16 protein-coding genes are annotated in these 17,610 nt (G+C 60.7%); 8 read left to right on the forward strand and 8 right to left on the reverse strand.

From position 1 onward, the window contains the following. Positions 1-139: 139 nt before the first annotated feature. From AC1ROI_RS22275 to AC1ROI_RS22285, 3 genes are read left to right on the forward strand one after another with little or no spacing between them, the layout of a single operon-like run. Complete coding sequence (locus tag AC1ROI_RS22275) at positions 140-1,222, forward strand: bifunctional transcriptional activator/DNA repair enzyme AdaA (RefSeq protein WP_102594378.1); 1,083 nt, start codon at positions 140-142, stop codon at positions 1,220-1,222. A 40-nt stretch (positions 1,223-1,262) separates the two neighbouring features. Next, positions 1,263-2,066 carry an isocitrate lyase/PEP mutase family protein gene (locus AC1ROI_RS22280; RefSeq protein ID WP_102594377.1) on the forward strand — a complete coding sequence of 268 codons (804 nt, stop codon included), beginning with the start codon at positions 1,263-1,265 and terminating at the stop codon, positions 2,064-2,066. Between the two features lie 5 nt (positions 2,067-2,071). Continuing rightward, positions 2,072-2,689, forward strand: coding sequence for a DNA-3-methyladenine glycosylase family protein (locus tag AC1ROI_RS22285; protein WP_010459727.1), 618 nt, complete (start codon positions 2,072-2,074; stop codon positions 2,687-2,689). A 125-nt stretch (positions 2,690-2,814) separates the two neighbouring features. On the opposite strand, the gene AC1ROI_RS22290 is transcribed toward AC1ROI_RS22285, so the two are convergent. The 3 genes from AC1ROI_RS22290 to AC1ROI_RS22300 all read right to left on the reverse strand — a co-directional run bounded on the left by AC1ROI_RS22290 (position 2,815) and on the right by AC1ROI_RS22300 (position 6,024). Continuing rightward, the gene (locus AC1ROI_RS22290) at positions 2,815-3,912 is read right to left on the reverse strand and encodes an extracellular solute-binding protein (protein WP_077750491.1); all 1,098 of its coding nucleotides are present in this window, start codon (positions 3,910-3,912) and stop codon (positions 2,815-2,817) included. 2 nt (positions 3,913-3,914) lie between these two features. After that, positions 3,915-5,039: an agmatine deiminase gene (gene aguA, locus AC1ROI_RS22295; RefSeq protein ID WP_102594376.1), complete on the reverse strand. Its 1,125-nt coding sequence runs from the start codon at positions 5,037-5,039 to the stop codon at positions 3,915-3,917. A 100-nt stretch (positions 5,040-5,139) separates the two neighbouring features. Beyond that, a complete protein-coding gene (locus AC1ROI_RS22300; RefSeq protein ID WP_102594396.1) occupies positions 5,140-6,024 on the reverse strand; it encodes a LysR substrate-binding domain-containing protein in 885 nt (294 codons plus the stop codon). Here AC1ROI_RS22300 and AC1ROI_RS22305 point away from each other — a divergent pair. The 3 genes from AC1ROI_RS22305 to AC1ROI_RS22315 all read left to right on the forward strand — a co-directional run bounded on the left by AC1ROI_RS22305 (position 6,023) and on the right by AC1ROI_RS22315 (position 8,102). Beyond that, complete coding sequence (locus AC1ROI_RS22305) at positions 6,023-6,676, forward strand: PaaI family thioesterase (protein ID WP_256580120.1); 654 nt, start codon at positions 6,023-6,025, stop codon at positions 6,674-6,676. The two genes, AC1ROI_RS22300 and AC1ROI_RS22305, sit on opposite strands and share 2 nt — an antisense overlap. Before the next feature lie 46 nt (positions 6,677-6,722). After that, the gene (locus tag AC1ROI_RS22310) at positions 6,723-7,211 is read left to right on the forward strand and encodes a GFA family protein (protein ID WP_010459717.1); all 489 of its coding nucleotides are present in this window, start codon (positions 6,723-6,725) and stop codon (positions 7,209-7,211) included. A gap of 102 nt (positions 7,212-7,313) precedes the next feature. Further along, a complete protein-coding gene (locus tag AC1ROI_RS22315) occupies positions 7,314-8,102 on the forward strand; it encodes a MipA/OmpV family protein (RefSeq protein ID WP_102594374.1) in 789 nt (262 codons plus the stop codon). Positions 8,103-8,431: 329 nt separating this feature from the next. Here AC1ROI_RS22315 and AC1ROI_RS22320 read toward each other — a convergent pair whose 3' ends face one another. The 3 genes from AC1ROI_RS22320 to AC1ROI_RS22330 form a co-directional block, all read right to left on the reverse strand. After that, complete coding sequence (locus tag AC1ROI_RS22320) at positions 8,432-9,718, reverse strand: ATP-binding protein (protein ID WP_102599717.1); 1,287 nt, start codon at positions 9,716-9,718, stop codon at positions 8,432-8,434. Next, positions 9,719-10,426, reverse strand: a complete 708-nt coding sequence (locus tag AC1ROI_RS22325; RefSeq protein ID WP_102595519.1) for a response regulator — start codon at positions 10,424-10,426, stop codon at positions 9,719-9,721. It lies immediately after the preceding gene. A 176-nt stretch (positions 10,427-10,602) separates the two neighbouring features. After that, on the reverse strand, positions 10,603-11,211 hold the full coding sequence (locus AC1ROI_RS22330) for a MiaE family protein (protein ID WP_102595518.1): 609 nt from the start codon (positions 11,209-11,211) through the stop codon (positions 10,603-10,605). Positions 11,212-11,372: 161 nt separating this feature from the next. Here AC1ROI_RS22330 and AC1ROI_RS22335 point away from each other — a divergent pair, with 161 nt between their 5' ends. Beyond that, positions 11,373-12,236, forward strand: a complete 864-nt coding sequence (locus AC1ROI_RS22335; protein ID WP_010459707.1) for a universal stress protein — start codon at positions 11,373-11,375, stop codon at positions 12,234-12,236. A gap of 127 nt (positions 12,237-12,363) precedes the next feature. Here the strand turns inward: AC1ROI_RS22335 and AC1ROI_RS22340 are convergent, their stop codons facing one another. Then, positions 12,364-12,834 (reverse strand): DUF1289 domain-containing protein, encoded by a 471-nt coding sequence (locus AC1ROI_RS22340; RefSeq protein ID WP_010459705.1) that lies wholly within the window; start codon positions 12,832-12,834, stop codon positions 12,364-12,366. A gap of 408 nt (positions 12,835-13,242) precedes the next feature. On the opposite strand from AC1ROI_RS22340, the gene acnB reads away from it, so the two are divergent. Next, positions 13,243-15,852, forward strand: coding sequence for a bifunctional aconitate hydratase 2/2-methylisocitrate dehydratase (gene acnB / locus AC1ROI_RS22345; RefSeq protein ID WP_010459703.1), 2,610 nt, complete (start codon positions 13,243-13,245; stop codon positions 15,850-15,852). Between the two features lie 80 nt (positions 15,853-15,932). On the opposite strand, the gene AC1ROI_RS22350 is transcribed toward acnB, so the two are convergent. Beyond that, entirely contained in the window at positions 15,933-17,594 is a 1,662-nt protein-coding gene (locus AC1ROI_RS22350) for a SulP family inorganic anion transporter (protein WP_102595517.1), read from the reverse strand. Positions 17,595-17,610 lie beyond the last annotated feature (16 nt).

Genomic DNA, 17,610 nt, shown 5'->3' on the forward strand with positions numbered 1-17,610 from the left:
CGGCCCGTCGCGGGTGCATGGCACCGCACGTCGAACCGAAAATCGAATGGGACCGCATCGCCCCCCCTGTAACGAGTCAGCGAAATTCCCTGTCGATTTTCCGGTGGAGACGTCGCCCAACGCGCCTTATGCTCAGCCCATGAACCTACAAAACGCTTTGCTTCCGCCCCACGCCGAGATGGTTCGCGCCATGCTCGAACGAGACACCGCCTACGAGGGGGTGTTCTTTACTGCCGTGAAGACCACCGGAATCTTCTGCCGCCCCAGTTGCACGGCGCGCAAGCCCAAGCCGGAGAACGTCGAGTTCTTCGCCCACGCCGATGAGTGCATGTCGGCGGGCTATCGCGCTTGCCTGCGCTGCAAACCGCTGGACGCCGCGGCCATTGCGCCGGACTGGGTGCAGGGGCTGCTCAAATCGGTGGACAACGATCCCGACCTGCGCTGGACCGATGCCCAGTTATTGGCAGAGGGCATCGAGCCGCTGAAACTGCGCCGCTGGTTCAAGCAGCATTTCGGCATGACCTTCCACGCCTGGCTGCGCACCCGACGCCTGGGGATGGCGTTGGGCGGTATCAAACAGGGCGATTCCATCGACAATGTGGCGTTTGACTCGGGCTACGAATCCCTGAGCGGTTTTCGCGATGCGTTTCAAAAATCCTTTCACACCACGCCGGGCCGCGCGGCCAACAGCGAGCCGCTGTTGTTCACGCGCCTGACCACACCGCTTGGGCCGATGATCGCCATGGCCGAACGCCGTGGGCTGGTGCTGCTGGAGTTTCTGGATCGACCAGCACTGACCCGGGAAGTCGAAGAACTGCAGAAGCGTTATGGCTATGCCGTGGCGCCGGGACACAACGCCCATTTGCAGCAGATTGAAGCCGAGCTGACCCAGTATTTCGCCGGAAAACTCACTGAATTCACCGTCGCACTGCACTTGCCCGGCAGCGAATTTGCGCGGCAGGTCTGGGCTGAACTGGCGAAGATCCCCTACGGCCAGACCAGCACCTACGGCACCATCGCCGCAACACTGGGCAAGCCCGGCGCCAGTCGCGCCGTGGGCCTGGCCAACGGGCAGAACCGTCTTTCGATTGTATTGCCCTGCCACCGGGTGATCGGTGCAGACGGCTCGTTGACGGGCTATGGTGGAGGGCAACCGCGCAAGGCGTTTTTGCTCCGGCTGGAAAAAGCCGCGGTGCAGCTGACCGGACAACTCGCATTCTGATCCCCTGATTTTCTGCAAACGTCATAAGGAACGACATTCGATGGACACTCGATTTCATCAACTGCACCACGACGGCTTGTTGATTCTGACCAACGTCGCCGACGCCACCGGGGCGCGCATCGTCGAGCAACTGGGCTGCAAGGCCGTGGCCACCAGCAGCGCGGCGGTGGCCTGGGCGCATGGATATGCGGACGGCAATGCCCTGCCCCTCGAACGCCTGATATCGACCGTCGAGTCCATCGCCCGGGTGATCTCGGTGCCGTTGACCGTCGACATCGAGGCCGGTTATTCCGACGACCTGACGCGGGTGGCCGAAGTCGTTGATGCGGTAATCGCGGCCGGTGCGGTGGGGATCAATATCGAGGACGGTGCCACTGCGCCAGAGCTGCTGGTGCGCAAGATCGAAGTCGCCCGGCAGGTGGCCGATCGGCGCAAGGTGAAGCTGTTCATCAATGCCCGCACCGACGTGTACTTAAGGGGCCTGGTGCCTGCCGAAGACCGCGTCGCCGAAACGCTCAAGCGTGCCGCGTTGTATCAGGCGGCGGGGGCTGACGGGCTGTTTGCGGCGGGCGTCACGGCGGAGTATGAAATCGCAGCGCTGTGCCAGGGCACACCGCTGCCGGTGAATGTGCTCGGGTTGCCGGGATTGCCATCGCCTGAAGCGCTGCAAGCACTCGGCGTGCGACGCCTGAGTGCCGGCTCGGGCATCGCCGAATTTCTGTATGGCGCCATGGCGTCCCTGGCCAAAGGTTTTCTGGAAACTGGCAAACTCGACAGCAGCCACCTCAAGGCCTTCACGTATGGGGAAATCAATGCCCTGCTGAAACCTGCCGGGAACGCTTGATCGTCATGCCCGATCCCTATCTGCCCGCGACCGGGTTTCTGTCATCAATCGATGACGACTGGCGGCGCCACATCGCCGCCGTTGGCCCCTGCCTGCATGAGCCCCACGCAGCTCGCGATCCTTATGAATCGCTGGTGCGGGCGATTGCCTATCAGCAACTGCACGCCAAGGCCGGGGATGCGATTATCGGCCGGCTGCTGGCGTTGTTTCCGGCGACGACGTTTCCAAGGCCTGAGCAGATTCTGGCGACAGGCTTTGATCCACTGCGCAGTTGCGGGTTTTCCGCGGGCAAGATCGCGACCATTCAAGGGATTGCGCAGGCGGCTCTGGACGGTGTCGTACCGGATTACGCCACCGCACTGGCGATGGACGATGAGGCGCTGATCGAGCGGTTGATTACCTTGCGCGGGGTTGGCCGCTGGACGGTCGAGATGCTGCTGATTTACAGCCTGGAGCGACCGGATATTTTGCCGGCGGATGACTTTGGGGTGCGTGAGGGGTATCGCCGGCTGAAGGGTCTGGAGGTGCAGCCGACGCGTAAGCAGATGGTGGAGATTGGCTTGGCGTGGCGTCCGTATCGGACGGTGGCTTCCTGGTATTTGTGGCGGATGACCGGCAAGTAGACCGCGTCATCGTTCATCGCCAGCAGGCTGGCTCCCACACTGGAGCTCGAGTGTTCACAAAACCCCTGTGAGAGCGAGCCTGCTCGCGATGGCGATTTCACACTCACCCCATCACCCAAAGCCAATCACAACCCGGATTTCAACCGAGTAAACGCCCGAATCAGCGCCCGGTTGAACGCCTTGCCATTGTCATTCTTGCTATACAACGAAGCCCTCACCTGCGCCGACGGATACGTCCCTGGATCGTTACGAATCGCCGGATCAATCAACCCATCCGCCGCCGTAATCGCATTGGCGTAGTGAATGGTGTCCGTGATCGGCGCAATCACTTCGGGTGTCATCAGGTAATCCATCAACGCCAGCCCGGCCTCGGGGTGCGGTGCATCCTTGGGAATGACCATGGCGTCAAACCAGATCAACGTGCCCTCCTTTGGTATCCGGTAACTGAGCTTGAACGGTTTGTTCGCCGCCTCGGCCTGCCCGGCCGCGATGGCCACGTTGCCGTTCCACGACATCGCCACGCAGGTATTGCCGTTGGCCAGATCGCTGATGTTCAGGTCATTGTCGAAGTAGCGGATGTACGGCCGGATCTTCGCCAATTGTTGTTCGGCCAGTTTCAGGTCATCGAGGTTCTGGCGGTTGATGTCCAGGCCCATGTACTTCATGACCGCGGCAAACACCTCGTTCGGGTCGTTGAGCAGACTGACCCCGCAATCGGCAAATTTCGACACCACGGCCGGGTCGAACAGCATCGCCCAGCTGTCCCGTGGCGCATCGGGCAAACGCTGTTTGATCGCCTCTTCCTGATAGCCGACCCCGGTAGTGCCCCAGGCGTAGATCCCGGCATAACGATTGCCCGGATCGAACGCCGCCATGTGCTGGCGGAACTCTTCGCCGACGCCAGCAAAGTGCGGCAGCCGTTGCAGGTTCAGTGTTTGAATCGCCCCGCTCTGGATTGCCCGGGACAGGTGCTGCCCCGCCGTCAGCACCAGGTCATAACCGCTGCGGCCGGTCAGCAGTTTGGTCTCGGCAGTTTCAAGGGAGTCGAAGTGATCGACCACCACATGGATGCCGGTTTTCTTCTCGAAATTGGCCAGGGTATCCGGGGCCAGGTATTCGCCCCAGATGTACAGGTTCACCACCGGTTTCGCGGTGTCGGCGGCCTGCACACACATGGGTGCAAGCACCAGCAATAACGCTTGAGTCAGTTTGTGCAGGCCCATGATTAAACTCCCTTCCTGTTATTGGCGGGGGCGGCGTATTGCGGCATGGTGATGCACGCGACGTTGCCGCCACCGAGGAGGATTTCCCGGGAGTTTTCGATGCCGACAATTGTGTGCTGCGGGAACAATTCGGCCAGCGTCGCCTGCGCCGCCTGATCGTTGCGATCACCAAACAGCGGCACCACGATCGAGCTGTTGCCGGCGTAGTAGTTGATGTACGACGCGCAGATTTGGGTTCCGGCCTGACGGGTATGGGTGCTGTCTTGCTGGTCCAGGCCTTCGGCTTCTTCAGCGGTCCACTCCAGCACATCCGGTTGCGGCAGCTTGTGCACGATCAACTCGTGGCCACGGCTGTCGCGGGTGCTGCGCAAAATGTCGTAGGCCTCTTGATAGATTTCCCACTGCGGGTCATCGCGATTATCGGTCCATTGCAGCACCACTTCGCCGGGGCGCACGAAGCAGGCGAGATCGTCGACGTGGCCGTCGGTTTCGTCGAACTTGCAACCCCGTGGCAGCCAGATGATTTGCTCGGCACCGAGGTAATCGGTCAGGCGACGGGTCACTTCTTCCTTGCCCAGATGTTGGTTGCGATTGCGGTTGAGTAGGCATTGCTCGGTGGTGAGGATGCTGCCCTGGCCGTCACTCTGGATCCCGCCCATCTCGGCAATCAACGGCGCGCGATAACGGTCGAAACGCTCGATTTCGAGGATCTTGCTGGCGATCTGATCGTCCTTGTCCCACGGGTAGTACAACCCGCCGTCGAGACCGCCATAGGCGTTGAACTCGAAGTCGACGCCGCGCACTTCACCGCTGTCGTCGTTGACCACAAAGCACGGGCCACTGTCGCGGAACCAGGTGTCGTTGCAGGTCATTTCCACCACGCGAACCTCAGGCGGCAACTGGCGGCGAGCGGTGGCGAACTGGGCGGCGGAAGCACACACCGTCACGGGTTCGCTCTGGGCAATGGCGGTGACGATCTGCACCCAGACTTTCTGCGCAGGCTTGGCACCGTTGCGCCAGACGTCAGTACGTTCCGGCCAGCCGAGCCAGCAACCGGCCTTGGTTTCGAATTCGCCGGGCAGGCGGAAGCCGTCGAGTTTCGGGGTGGAATCGAGCAAACGTGCCATGGTCAGACCTCATCAGCGGGGATTGGAATGACCACAGGCTAAGGTCGTCGGCGCCCTCCTCGCCAACGATGATTATTTCGGAATACTTGAATTCAACTCATCAATCGATCAGCTGATCGTTGAACCACTCCAGCATCTGCGCCACGGCCGGACGCTCCAGACGCACCCGCTCACACACCAGTGCATATTGCCCGAGCGCGGTCATGCTGGCGGTGAATGGCCGGACCAGACGACCGCTGAGCAAGTCTTCCTGAACCGTCAGATTGTCGCCCATGGCCACGCCCTGCCCTTGCGCCGCCGCTTCCAGCGCCAGGCCCGCGTGGGCGAAATACAGTTGGCGTTCGGGACGCTGATCGCCGGCATGACTGGTGAGCCAGGCGGTCCAGGTCTTGCCGTCCTGATCGTCGTGCAGCAGGCAATGGCGCGCCAGGTCCTTCGGGGTTTTCAGGGTGCCTTGGTTGAAGAGGCCGGGGCTGCACACCGGGAAAAATTGCAACGCCGGCAAGGGACGGACGAAGTACGCGCTGCTGTCGACCGGGCCCGTTCCATACGTGATCGCCAGGTCGATGTCCTCCCCCGGCGCCGTGGCGTCGATCGGTTGTTCGTAGAGGTGCAGCGTGATGTGCGGATAGCGCGCGTAGAAGTCCGTGAGCCGACTCATCAGCCACTTTTGCGCCAGCTCGGCGGTGACCGCCAGGCGCAACACCGCCAACGACGACGGGTCGCGCAATTCATCGCAGGCCTCGCCGATCAGTTCGAAGGCGTGCTGCAGGCTTTGCATCAATCGCCCCGCGGCCATGGTCGGGCGGATTTGCCGACCTTCGCGGATGAACAAAGAGACGCCCAAGTGCTCTTCGAGCTGACGGATCTGATGGCTGACGGCGCTGTCGGTGACGCACAGCTCGGCGGCGGCCCGGCCGAAATGCGCGTGGCGGGCGGCGCATTCGAAGGTTCTGAGTGCTGCTAAGGAAGGCAGTCGTCGCATGAATTCAGCCCCGGTGATGAAGGCGACCATGCTGCCTTGGGCATGGGTGGGCGTCCAGCGGGACCGCGCTATCGTTCTTCGCGAGCAGGCTCACTCCTACAGGGGAATGCATTTCAACTGTAGGAGCGAGCCTGCTCGCGAAGGCGGCACATTCACCACAAATCCTGCGGCCCATCACCCTCCCTTATCCACCATGACATCCCCCAAAACCCGGCGCATGTTGGTGTCTCAACCGGAGGGATTCGACATGCTCGACGCACTCAAACACATCAATTCAACCTCAGCCTTCAACCGCTGGGCAGGCTTCGAAGTGACCGCAGCCGCGAGCGGTGAAGCCGAGCTGACCCTGGCTTTTCGCGAGGCCGACATGGCGCAATACGCAGGCTTTCTGCACGCCGGCCTGATCGGCGCGCTGCTCGACACGGCCTGCGGATTCGCCGCCGGGACGGTTGCCGGCAACGTGCTGGCTTCACATTTTTCGGTCAACTGCCTGGCACCCGCCATTGGCGAAGTGTTCATCGTGAGGGGCCGGGTGGTGAAGGCCGGCAAAAAGCAGGTGTTTGCCCGCGCCGAGTTGTTCGCGCAAACCGGCGACCAGCTGAAGCTGGTGGCGACCGGTGATGCGATTCTGGTGCCGGTCGACGTCCGCTGACGGTCTAGGCTGTCTGGGGTAAACCCAACCCTTGTCGGAGGTTCCCATGCAGCTCGAAGGTTCCTGCCATTGCAGCGCTGTGTCGTTCAGTTTGACCAGCGCCCACCCCTATCCTTATCAGCGTTGCTACTGCTCGATCTGCCGCAAGACTCAGGGCGGTGGCGGTTACTCGATCAATATTGCCGGTGATGCCGCCAGCCTGAAAGTCCGCGGCCGCAAGCACATCGCGATTTATCATGCACGACTCAAGGACGAAGGCGACAAACGCGCCCACAGCAGCAGCGCCGAACGGCATTTCTGCAGCCTTTGCGGATCAGGTTTGTGGCTGTTCAGCCCTGAGTGGCCGGAGCTGATCCACCCGTTTGCCTCGGCCATCGACACGCCATTGCCGGTGCCACCGGAACACACGCACTTGATGCTCGGCTCCAAGGCGCCGTGGGTGGAAGTCGAGGCGCATCCTGCAGACCAGCAATTCGACGTCTATCCCGAGGAGTCCATCGCCCAATGGCATGAGCGCCTGGGTTTGAGCCGCTAAAGCCGCTTCACAGTCTTTGACAGTTTCCCGACAAAGCTCTCAAAGATTGCCGCCCGGCGGCCGCCTAGCATGGGCGCATCCAACCTCCCCTCGGGTGCTCCCATGTTACGTTCGATGTGTCTGTCGTTGACTTCGTTTTGCCTGCTGCTTCCCACCGACTCATTACGCGCTGAAGACTGGCAATACACCTTGCGCGCCGGTGCCGCCAGCGCGCCGCGGTACAGCGGCAGCGACGAGCGCGTAGTGGCGCCGCTGCTGGGCGCCAAGGTTATCAGCCCCTATGGCCTCTTTCTGGACACGGAAAAGGGTTTGGGCTGGGCTTTTGATGAGGACGACTTCGGCCTGAGCGTGTACATCGGCGCGAGCGATGTGCGCAAGGATCGCAAGAGCGGGTTCAAAGGCTCGGACGAGCTCAACGGCATGGGCTCGATCAAGTCGCGGCCGGCGTTGGGTCTGGACGGCACTTACCACATGGGCCCGATCATTCTCGGGGCCCGTTTCGAGCATGCGCTGGAAAAGGACGATGACGATCACGACACCGGTTCATCCTGGAATCGCCTGAAGCTGAGCATCAGCGCACCGTTTTATGAGGGTGACTACGGCAAGGTCGTGGGCAGCCTGAACAGTCAGTTTGGCGACAGCCATTACGTGCGCACCTGGTATGGCGTCAGTGCGGCGCAGGCTTCGCGCAGCCGGTTCAGGGCGCATGACACTCGCGGAGGTTTGGTGAGTCGAGGGGCGGAGTTGAGCTGGTCGATGCCGATTGATGATCAGTGGAGTGTGTCGACGGTGCTGGCCGCGCAGTATCTGGCAGGTGATGCCGCCGACAGTCCGATTGTCGAGCGGCGCATGCAGACCTCTTTGGCTGGGCAGGTCGTGTACACCTTTTAACGATCCGGTGTTGCGGATGGCCCCATCGCGAGCAGGCTCACTCCTACACTTGGAATGCATTCCCTTGTGGGAGACTTCGGTGGGTGGGCAGGTCGTGTACACCTTTTAGCTCTTCGGTGGTGCGGATGGCCCCATCGCGAGCAGGCTCGCTCCCACACTTGGAATGCATTCCCCTGTGGGAGACTTCGGTGGGTGGGCAGGTGGTGTACACCTTTTAGCTCTTCGGTGGTGCGGATGGCCCCATCGCGAGCAGGCTCACTCCTACACTTGGAATGCATTCCCCTGTGGGAGTGAGCCTGCTCGCGATGGGGCCGGTGAGATCAACGCAATCAATCCAGATGCGCCCACGTCATGCGAAACGACGCCCCACCCCAAGGCGAATCCCCCACTTCCACCTGCCCGCCATGGGATTGCGACACCCGCCGCACCAACGCCAACCCCAAACCAAACCCACCTGTGCGGCGATCACGGCTGGCGTCCAGGCGCGAGAACGGTTCGAAAATTTTCTCGCGCCCGTCCACCGGCACACCCGGCCCATCATCGTTGACCCGCACTTCGTAGTGATCACCGGTACGGACCAACGACACTTCCACCCGCTCATCGGCATAACGAATGGCATTGCGCAGCAGGTTGATCACCGCCCGGGCCATAAAGCGTGGCTCAATGCGAACCTCATCGACCTGACACTCGACAATCAACAACTGCACCCCGGCAGCCTCAGCCTCAAGGGCCACGCTGCCGACCACGCTGTCCAGCCAACTGTTGGCCTGGATGTTTTCCCGGCTGATGACCGTAGCGCCGCGCTCAAGGCTGGCGTAGGTCAGCAGCTCGGAAACCATTTCTTCCAGCTCGCCCAGGTCGGCGTACATGTCGGCAATCAGTTCGAGGTTCTGGGTCGGATCGGGTTGTTGCTTGAGCTGATCGAGTTCGAATGACAGCCGGGCAATCGGCGTGCGCAACTCGTGGGACACCGCGTTTGTCAGTTCGCGCTGATTGGCGATCAAGCCTTCGATGCGCGCCGCCATCAGGTTGAAGTGCTCGGCCAGGTCACGAATATTCGAGCGTTTGGACAGCTGGATCCGCGACGACAGGTCGTTATCGCCAAAACGTTCGGCCGCCAGGCGCAGTTTCTCCAGATCTCGCCAATGCGGGCGTACCCAGAACATCAACACAAAACCGATCATCACCGCGATCATCAGATACGCCGCGGCAATGTAGAACGGCATCAGACTGGGCTCGGCCGGCAGCTTGATGCTGAGCAACTGCGAACCCTCGTCAATGCGCGAGATGAACTGCGTGTACTTGTCACGGATCACCAGCAGCCCTTGGGCCAACTCGGCTTTCTCCTGATCGGTCAGGGACAGTTGACGGCTCTCGACCAGCGTCAGGCCCAAGCCATAATGCGGGCGCACCGCTTCCAGTTCGCGCTCCCGGTCCGACCCGTCCAGATCGCGTAATTGCTCGGCCAGCGACCAGGCCTGGCCACGCACCGCCTCGCGGTTGTAGCTCTGCATCTGATCATCGAGAAGCGCATCGAACGTGCGCTCGACCGTTTGCAACCCCAGTACCAGGCCGACCGTCATCACCAGAAACAGCCCAAGAAATAACCGCAGCATTTACAGCTCCCACGCAAACGGATTGAACAGGTAACCCTTGCCCCAGATGGTCTTGATGCACACCGGTTCGCGCGGGTTGTCCTTGAGCTTGCCGCGCAATTTGCTGATGTAGACGTCGACACTGCGGTTGAGGCCGTCAAACGCAATACCGCGCATGCGGTTGAGGATGTCGTCGCGGGACAGAACCTTGCCGGCAGCGCTGGCCAGCAACCACAGCAGTTCGAATTCCATGGTGGTCATTTCGATGACCTCCCCCGCCAACCGCACTTCGCGACAGCTGCGGTCGATGCTCAGGTTGCCGAACTCCAGGGCACTGCACACGCCGCTGTCCGGCGCCTGACGCCGTTGCAACGCACGCAGGCGGGCCAGCAATACAGGCGGTTTGATTGGTTTGATCACGTAGTCGTCGGCACCGGACTCCAGGCCGAGGATGTGATCGAGGTCATCTTCCTTGGCCGTCAGGATGACGATCGGCGTGTCGGACACGCTGCGGATCTCGCGGCACACATGCAGGCCGCTCTGCCCCGGCAGCATCAGGTCGAGCACGACGATTTTCGGTTTGAATTCGAGGAACTCGGCCAACGCGAGGTCGCCGCGGTGAACCTGGCGGACCTCAAAGCCATGTTGGGACAGGAAATGCGCGATCAGCCCGGCGAGCTTCTCGTCGTCTTCCACCAGCAATACTTTGCCAAAACCCAGGTTATCCATAACGACCGTCTGCCAACCCTTGTGAGAAGTGGGCGGCATTATGGCGCCAATCGGTGACGGGACGGTGATGACGGGCAGCAAAAACCGGCATCGAGGGCCGGTTTTCAGTGATCTTTCATACTCTTAAGAGTTTTTAACAATTCAGTCGCAAAAGATTGCAACGTGCGGAGGGTGAATCACGCCGATGCCGGGACACCGCTGTGAAAACGGAACTCCACGTCCGGCGATTCGATCAGTTCCTGCTCGGCGGCGCGGACCCGGTCAATGACTTGCACAACATCCTTGGCATCACCGTACTGGTAAGCCAGTTTCAGGTAACCCTGGAAATGCCGCGCTTCGCTTTTCAGCAAGCCGAAATAGAACTTGCCCAGTTCTTCGTCCAGATGCGGTACCAGCGCCTCGAAACGCTCGCAGCTGCGGGCTTCGATAAATGCGCCGACCACCAGCGTGTCCACCAGCTTGACCGGCTCGTGGCTGCGCACCACTTTGCGCAGGCCCGAGGCATAACGCCCGGCGGACAGCTGACGCAGCTCGATCTTGCGCTTTTTCATCAGGCGCATGACCTGCTCGTGGTGCACCAGCTCTTCCCGGGCCAGGCGCGACATCAGGTTGATCAGGTCGACATGGGAGTGATACTTGGCGATCAGGCTCAACGCCGTGCTGGCCGCCTTGAACTCACAGTTCTTGTGGTCGATCAGCAAGGTGTCCTGATCGGCAAGCGCGGCCTGGACCCAGCCATCGGGGGTTCGGCAGCCGAGGAACTCGTGAATTTCGGGAAGGATCATGGGGCTCACGGAATAAAAGGTCTGAATCGAAGGGCGCCGATTATACCGGCCTGCCGCCAGACCACCAGTCGCCGCCGTTGATATGCATCAAGTACCGGGTTGGCGGCGACCAACTATAGTTGTCCAACGCAGTATTTTTTACCTTCCTGGAGATCCCGATCATGCAAGCCATTCGCAGCATCCTGGTGGTCATCGAACCCGAACACTCGGAAAGCCTGGCGCTCAAACGGGCCAAACTGATTGCAGGCGTGACCCAGGCGCATCTGCATCTGCTGGTGTGCGATCGCAAGCATGACCACAGCGGCATGTTGGGCGTGCTCAAGGCGGCACTGTTACAGGACGGCTACAGTGTCACCACCGAGCAGGCCTGGAATGAAAGCCTGCATGAAACCATCGTCGATGTGCAGCAGGCGGAAGGCTGCGGGCTGGTGATCAAACAGCATTACCCCGACAGCCCGTTGAAAAAAGCCCTGCTGACCCCGGCGGACTGGAAACTGCTGCGTTATTGCCCGACGCCGGTGCTGCTGGTGAAAACCTCTAAACCGTGGACCGGCGGGGTCATTCTCGCGGCCATTGACGTCGGCAATGCCGATGGCGAACACCGCACGTTGCACGCCACCATCGTCGATCACGGTTACGACATCGCCAGCCTGGCCAAGGCCAAACTGCACGTGGTCAGTGCCCATCCGTCACCGATGCTGTCGGCGGCGGACCCTACGCTGCAGCTCAGCGAAACCATCGAGGAGCGCTATCGCGAGCAGTGCAAGGCCTTTCAGGCCGAGTTCGATATCGATGATGATCACCTGCACATCGAGGAAGGTCCGGCGGATGTATTGATTCCGTTCATGGTGCACAAGCTGCAGGCGGCGGTGACGGTGATTGGCACTGTTGCGCGGTCCGGGTTGTCCGGAGCGTTGATCGGGAATACGGCGGAAGTGGTGCTGGATGCGGTGGAGAGCGATGTGCTGGTGCTGAAGCCGGATACGATCATGGATCATCTGGAGGAGATTGTGACGCAGCATTGAGATTTGCGGCGTCGGGTAGTACGCCTTCGCGGGCAAGCCTCGCTCCTACAGGGTTTGTGTTGATCACACCCGTTGTGTACGACACACCCCCTGTAGGAGCGAGGCTTGCCCGCGAAGCACTTAATGTTCAGCCGCCAAAAGCGTCTTTCAGAAACCCCGGCGCAATGTAGCGCTGATAATGCGCCTCAGAGAGCAAAAAGAATTCCCGATCAATGGCGTCACGCAATTCCGGCAGGTTCCAGTCGCGAAACTCCGGCATCAGCACCATCCCGTAGGCTTCCAGGTTATTGATGACCCGCGCACCACGGGCGATCAGCTGATAAGCCCAGCAATACTCGGATTGATGCGGCACAAAGCGGATCTTGCGCTGCTCCAGTTGCAAGCGCAGGCGCTGCGGGTCGAAAATTTCCAGCTTGCTGGCCATCACCTGGGACAACAACTGCTCAAGACGCAGCCATACCGCGCGCTTTTCCTCCTCGTTGTAACCATTCCAGTTGATCACTTCATGGTGGAAACGCTTGCAGCCACGGCACACCAGATCACCGTAAACAGTGGAACAGAGGCCGACGCAGGGGGTCTTGATGGTCTGATTGGGCATAGGTCAGGAGGACACGGGAAAGCAGAACAGGCCGGCATGTTAGCCCTTTGTCTAACATTGATCACCCCTCAATCTTGAGGGGCCAACTTACCTTTAATTTTTTTTTGCCGTAGAATCAGCCAGCCTTTTAAGGCGCCAATGTCCGTTAGAAGCTGTTTTCAAAGCGTCACGAGCACAGTCGTTCCTTCAGAGCGGAGTTGGCGAAGGGTTTTTCCAGCGGGGAAAAGCTCTACGCCAACCCTCATCAGCTCCCCGTTCTGCAGGCGTAAAACTTTGAAAGCAGCTTCTGTAAGGAATTGTCGGTAATTCTGGCTAAGTGGCCCACAACGCCACGCAGCGCATGAGTACGGCAATTTCGGGATGAGCGTCCCGGACACCCATTTGGGACCACTGATGAGGGTAATAACTGTGCTTGAAGCCTACCGCAAACATATCGAAGAGCGTGCAGCACTGGGTATCGTTCCCCAGCCGCTAAACGCCGAACAAACTGCAGGCCTGGTCGAGCTGCTGAAGAATCCCCCGGCTGGCGAAGAAGCTTTCCTCGTTGACCTGATCACCAATCGCATTCCGCCAGGCGTGGACGAAGCAGCCTATGTAAAGGCCGGTTTCCTGTCTGCCCTCGCCAAAGGCGAAGCAACCTCCCCTCTGATCGACAAGAAACGCGCTGTTGAACTGCTCGGCACCATGCAGGGCGGCTACAACATCGTGACCCTGGTCAATCTGCTGGACGACGCCGAACTGGCGCCAGTCGCTGCCAAAGAACTCAAGCACACCCTGCTGATGTTCGACGCGTTCCACGACGTCGCTGAAAAAGCCAAGAACGGCAACGTACACGCTAAAGGCGTGCTGCAATCCTGGGCTGACGGCGAGTGGTTCAAGAACCGCCCTGTACTGGCCGACAAGATCAGCCTGCGCGTGTTCAAGGTCACCGGCGAAACCAACACCGACGACCTGTCCCCTGCTCCGGACGCCTGGTCCCGCCCGGACATCCCGCTGCACGCCCTCGCCATGCTGAAAATGGCCCGTGAAGGCATCGTGCCTGACGCCCAGGGCGTCACCGGTCCGATGAAGCAGATCGAAGAAATGCGCGGCCAAGGCTTCCCGATCGCCTACGTCGGTGACGTGGTCGGTACCGGTTCTTCGCGTAAGTCCGCCACCAACTCGGTGCTGTGGTTCTTCGGTGACGACGTGCCTTTCGTGCCGAACAAGCGTGCCGGCGGTTTCTGCTTCGGCAGCAAAATCGCTCCGATCTTCTACAACACCATGGAAGATGCCGGCGCACTGCCAATCGAATTCGACGTGACCAACATGCACATGGGCGACGTGATCGACCTGTACCCGCATGCTGGCAAAGTCTGCAAACACGGCACTGACGAAGTCCTGACCACCTTCGAAATGAAGACCCCGGTACTGTTGGACGAAGTTCGTGCTGGCGGCCGTATTCCGCTGATCATCGGTCGCGGCCTGACCGACAAGGCGCGTGCCGAACTGGGCCTGGGCCCTACCGACCTGTTCAAACTGCCTGAAGCGCCTGTCGACACCGGCAAAGGCTTCACCCTGGCACAGAAAATGGTCGGCAAGGCGTGCGGTCTGCCAGAAGGCAAAGGCGTTCGTCCTGGCACCTACTGCGAACCGAAGATGACCACCGTCGGCTCTCAGGACACCACCGGTCCTATGACCCGTGACGAACTGAAAGACCTGGCGTGCCTGGGCTTCTCGACCGATCTGGTGATGCAGTCCTTCTGCCACACCGCGGCCTATCCAAAGCCGATCGACGTGACCACCCACCACACCCTGCCAGACTTCATCATGACCCGCGGCGGCGTTTCCCTGCGTCCGGGCGACGGCATCATCCACAGCTGGCTGAACCGCATGCTGCTGCCGGACACCGTCGGTACCGGTGGTGACTCGCACACCCGTTTCCCGATGGGCATTTCGTTCCCGGCCGGTTCTGGCCTGGTAGCGTTCGCCGCCGCCACTGGCGTCATGCCGCTGGACATGCCGGAATCGATCCTGGTGCGCTTCAAAGGCAAAATGCAACCGGGCGTCACCCTGCGTGACCTGGTTCACGCCATTCCTTACTTCGCGATTCAGGCTGGCCTGTTGACCGTCGAGAAGAAAGGCAAGAAGAACGCCTTCTCCGGTCGCATCCTGGAAATCGAAGGCCTGGACAACCTGAGCATCGAACAAGCTTTCGAGCTGTCCGACGCCTCGGCTGAACGTTCGGCTGCCGGTTGCACCATCAAGCTGTCGAAAGAATCCATCACCGAGTACCTGAACTCCAACATCACCCTGCTGCGCTGGATGATCGGTGAAGGCTACGGCGATGCGCGTACCCTGGAACGTCGTGCTCAAGCGATGGAAGCCTGGGTTGCCAACCCTGAGCTGATGGTTGCCGATGCTGACGCCGAATACGCTGAAATCATCGAAATCGACCTGGCCGACATCAAAGAGCCTGTGCTCTGCGCGCCAAACGATCCGGACGACGCCCGTCTGCTGTCCAGCGTTGCTGGCGAGAAGATCGACGAAGTGTTCATCGGTTCGTGCATGACCAACATCGGTCACTTCCGCGCTGCCGGTAAACTGCTGGATCAGGTCAAAGGTCAGCTTCCAACCCGTCTGTGGCTGTCGCCGCCGACCAAGATGGACGCTCACCAGCTGACCGAAGAAGGCTACTACGGCATCTACGGCAAGGCCGGCGCTCGCATGGAAATGCCAGGCTGCTCGCTGTGCATGGGTAACCAGGCACGTGTAGAGCCGAACTCCACCGTGGTGTCGACATCGACCCGTAACTTCCCGAACCGTCTGGGTGACGGCGCGAACGTCTACCTGGCCTCGGCCGAGCTGGCGTCCGTTGCTTCCATCCTGGGTCGCCTGCCGACCGTCGAGGAGTACATGGAATACGCTGGCAAGATCGACAGCATGGCGGCCGACGTTTACCGCTACCTGTCCTTCGACCAGATCGCCGAGTTCCGTGAAGCTGCTGCGAACGCCAACATCCCGGTCGTTCAAGCCTAACGCTGCAACGCAATAAAAAACGCCGCCCATCGTGAGATGAGCGGCGTTTTTTTATGCCCGCAAGCCCTCTACCACAGGGGTTATGTGGATGGCTTGAGGGCTTGTTGCACCGCGCCGTCGACGCTCAGGCCACTCAGAATCACCTGCTCCATTTCCTGCGTAGGTAACCGTGCGAGCACCGCTTTGGCTTCGTGCTTGAGCCGCGCCAGGATCAACAGCATGTCCAGCGCCCGCACCTGCAAAAAGAACGCTTCCAGCGCTTCGATACTGGTGCCGTCCAGATCGGGGGATTCTTCCAGGCTGAGAATGATCGTATGCACCGGTGGCTCCGCGTGCCGGGCCAGGTGCAGCGCGCCACCCAGAATGCGCTCCACGTTCGCGAAAAACAGCGCCTCGCTGGGCCTCACGATCAGCACGCCAGGGATTGCCCGGGCATCGGGATGGCGCTGCAGGTCGACATAATCATGGCCGTTACCCATTTGCCCCAGCACTTGAATATCCGCCGAAGACATCTGTTTGAGCATCAGCACCACGCTGATCACCACCGCCACCAGCAAGCCGTCCAGCACGCCAAGCACCAACACGGCGGCCACCGCGCAGATCACCAGCAAGCGGTCGCGACGCCAGATGAAATACCGACCCAATGGCTGCAGGCTCAAGCCGCGCGCCAGTGCATGAATGACGATGGCCGCCAGCACCGGTTCGGGCGTCAAGGCAATCCAGGGCAACACGGTCAAGACAATCAGCAACACCACCCCCGCCGCAACCACACCGGCCAGGCGTGAACCGGCACCGGCCGCCTCATTGGCCGACGTCGCGGAGTAACCGGCGCCGCTCGGCATGCCGTGGAACAGGCCTGACAGCAGATTGGCCGCCCCGAGGGCCAGCAGATCGCGGTTCGAGGAAACCCGGTCACCATGCTTGAGTGCAAACGAGGTAATCGATCCATAGGATTCGGCATACAGAATCATCACCATGGCAAACGCCAATTCCCCCAGGTGCAGCCAGTCGGCAAACGGCAGCACCGGCAGCCGGGGCACTTCAAGGCTCAGGTCGATCACACCGATCAGTTTCACTCCGTAGCCCGGCAGGTTCAGCCATTGGCCGGCGGCAATGCCGAGCGCCACCACCAGCAAGCCTCCCGGTAATCGCCGAAAACGTGCACACACCCACAACACCAGCAGCGCCACCGCGGCGACCAGCAAGCCAACCCGATTCCACTGCGCCCACTGCTCCAGCAGTTGCGGCAGGAAACGGATCAGGTTGCCGTTGCTCAAGTGCACGTCAACGATGCTCGCCAGTTGCTTGAGGATGATGGTCACGGCCAGGCCCAATGCAAAGCCGCGCAGTACCGGTTTGGCGATAAATGACGTCACGCGGCCAAGCTTGAACAGTCCGGCCAACAGGAAGAAACCACCCGTCACCAGCACCAGCCCGATCGCCAGCGTCATGCGCAGCCCTGAATCACCGTTGGCCAGCGTGGCGGTGGCGGCGGCCAGCACCGCTGCCGAAGATGAAGTCGCGGAAACAATGGCAAAACGGCTGGTGCCGAACAGTCCGTAGCACAGCAACCCGGCAAACAGCGCAATCACCCCGGCCTGGGGCGGCAACGCCGCAATGCTGGAATAGGCAACGGCCTCGGGCAACAACAAACCGGCAATCGACACACCGGCCATAACGTCGAGCCAACGGTTGGGCGTATCGGCACGGGGTTGCACCGATGCGCCGGGGGCACCTGCCATAAAGCGTCTCCAGAGA

This window comes from Pseudomonas sp. GW823-FHT02C02, from assembly GCF_058797635.1.